The following is a 2,799-nucleotide window of genomic DNA, read 5'->3' as shown; positions in this document are numbered from 1 at the left end:
ATCCTACGCGGATGCGTGGATTGAAATAACGAAGCCTTGAATTCTGTTGCTCAGTTAAACAACGAGTCGCATCCTACGTGGATGTGTGGATTGAAATACAGGGGAGGGGAGTAACAACCGGAAGTATAGGTAATGTAAGCATGGTATTTGAACTTCTTGCCAGGGATATTCGAAATGGTACGTTTTTATGTGCCTAATCTCCATGATGTGATTCGCTTACATCAATTGCTGGGGCTATGCGAAGCGCGGCCATCACAGGTAGCAAGCAGAAAAAATCCTAAAACGGGTAGAAAGGTGTTATGCTTCATCCCTTACAGAGGGAGTCCATCTCTTAGGGAAGCGTGGGCACCTTTTTTATATTCTATTGTGAAAACATTTTCAAAATGACGTAATAAATAATTGGATTCACCCAATTCGCTTTTATATATTGCGTATTATTTATTTATAGTATACATTAAATGAAAAAGGATAAAATATACATTTTTTTATTTGTTGGAGACGGGATGAAACAAAAACTCGGTAACAGTGGAATAGGGAGGATAACCGTGATCGCGAAAAATAAGGAAAGCACTCAATTGGCTGGTCTGTATGTAGACGAAGCTCAGAGGAACCTGGCGGTTGCCAAGCTGGTGGAGTCCGCTCTCTGCAACGGAGAAGGTCATCTGACTTCGACTGGCGCTTTGCAAGTCACAACGGGCAAATATACGGGACGTTCCCCGAAGGATAAATTCATCGTCAGAGAGTCGGACACAGCAGACCATGTCGCTTGGGGCGAGGTGAATCAGGCAATCACCTCTGAGCAATTCGACTCGTTGTATAACAAAACGATCAACTATATGAAGAACCGCAAGCTCTTTGTATTCGACGGTTATGCAGGGGCAGACCTGGCTTATCGTTTGCCTGTCCGCTTTATTAATGAATACGCGTGGCAAAATTTATTCGTCCAGCAATTGTTTATACGTCCAACAACGAATGAGTTGTTAACCCATGAACCTGAATTTACCGTGATTGCAATGCCTGGCATGAAGGCGGATCCGGCTGTCGACGGGACGAATTCCGAGACGTTCATTGCCATTTCCTTCGAGAGAAAGACTGTACTCATCGGGGGTACCCATTACGCGGGCGAGATAAAGAAGTCGATTTTCAGCGTGTTAAACTATTTACTTCCCTTCCGTGGCGTCATGCCGATGCACTGCTCGGCGAATGTCGGGGAGGATGGAGACACGGCATTGTTTTTTGGATTATCGGGAACAGGGAAGACGACTTTGTCGGCTGATCCGGATCGCGGCTTAGTCGGCGATGATGAGCATGGCTGGTCCGATGCGGGCGTGTTTAATTTCGAGGGCGGATGCTATGCCAAATGCATCGGGCTGTCGCAGGAGAAAGAGCCGCAAATCTGGAATGCGATCCGGTTCGGCTCTGTCCTGGAAAACGTGTGGATTAATACCGTAACCGGCGAGGCAGACTACCATAGTAATACATTGACGGAGAACACGCGGGCCGCTTATCCGGTTGATTATATTCATAACTCGATCATTCCCGGTACCGCAGGCCATCCGAATGTCATTATCTTTTTGACCGCTGATGCCTTTGGCGTGCTGCCTCCAGTATCCAAACTGACGAAGGAGCAGGCAATGTATCACTTCCTGTCCGGCTATACCTCCAAGATGGTAGGTACGGAACGCGGCGTAGTCGAACCGGAAGCGACATTCTCGGCATGCTTTGGAGCTCCATTCCTCCCATTGAGACCGGATGTGTATGCAGAAATGCTTGGCGACAAAATCACGAAACACGGGGTAAAGGTTTATTTGGTCAATACAGGGTGGAGCGGCGGTCCTTACGGGATCGGCGAGCGGATGAATCTGTCGTACACAAGGGCGATGGTCAAGGCGATTATGAATGGAAGTATCGAGAAGGCAGCCTTCACTTCTCATCCTGTATTCGGCATGCTTATCCCTGATGCGGTACCATTCATTCCCCATGAACTGCTCGATCCGAGGAACATGTGGGCGGATAAATCGGCTTATGATCGTAAGGCGAAGCAACTGGCGGAGATCTTTGCTCGCAATTTCGAAATAAAATTCAGCGATGTAGCGGAATCAATCAAGCTTGCCGGCCCGCAGGTATAAATGTTGTGAGAAGAGAGGGGCTGCCTCTGCGTTGTATTCATAACGCAGAGGCAGCTCTGATTCATTTTGGGCGTAAAGACGCAGCGAAGGGAAGTCATAGGAATAAGGACGGCGACAAATCTTGAATGATGTTTATTGGCCGGAAAAATGACACTCTTTACGACGGTGAATCGTGCATTACAGTAAACCCGATCTTGCAGATTTGGAGGCGCAACATGGATGCCACTGCTGAGGGAGCCTACGATATCGTTGTCTATCAGGTCGGGGCACTCACGGATTCGTCAAGGCAGTGGGGCAAAGATGCAGCATGCAAATCCGCATGGCAATTTGTACTCAAATGGTTACAAGCAACTACACTGGCAGAGGTGTTTGCCTGCGCAGTCCATGATATCAATCCGGTTACTGGTGTTGTTCGGTACGATTCAAGCGATCCCGTATGCATTCAGTAGGATCTATTTTAGTGTTTCGTGTAGTAGATTATTGGAACATACGAATCTATCAGCTCTTGTTCATATTTGAAGTTGATTTTTGTATTTAGTATGCATTATTGTATAAGTGAAATACGGTAAAATGATGGCATCTACATGTTTCTTGCTAATTTCCTGATGTTGATATGAACATAATCTGTTCATTCACCGGCGGTGCGAATGTATAGTGCACATGAATTTCC

At 46.7% G+C, this 2,799-nt stretch carries 2 protein-coding genes; both read left to right on the top strand.

The genetic code is table 11. From position 1 onward, the window contains the following. Positions 1-503: 503 nt before the first annotated feature. On the top strand, positions 504-2,129 hold the full coding sequence (gene pckA, locus BBG47_RS27530; protein ID WP_483310774.1) for a phosphoenolpyruvate carboxykinase (ATP): 1,626 nt from the start codon (positions 504-506) through the stop codon (positions 2,127-2,129). A gap of 215 nt (positions 2,130-2,344) precedes the next feature. Continuing rightward, complete coding sequence (locus tag BBG47_RS27525; RefSeq protein WP_065294403.1) at positions 2,345-2,578, top strand: hypothetical protein; 234 nt, start codon at positions 2,345-2,347, stop codon at positions 2,576-2,578. Positions 2,579-2,799 lie beyond the last annotated feature (221 nt).

Origin of the sequence: Paenibacillus sp. KS1 (assembly GCF_001680695.1) — a bacterium.
In the GTDB taxonomy this organism is placed as follows: Bacteria; Bacillota; Bacilli; order Paenibacillales; family Paenibacillaceae; genus Paenibacillus_B; species Paenibacillus_B suaedae.
The sequence above is the reverse complement of the archived record's forward strand: the minus strand, read 5'-3'. Positions and strand labels throughout refer to the sequence as shown.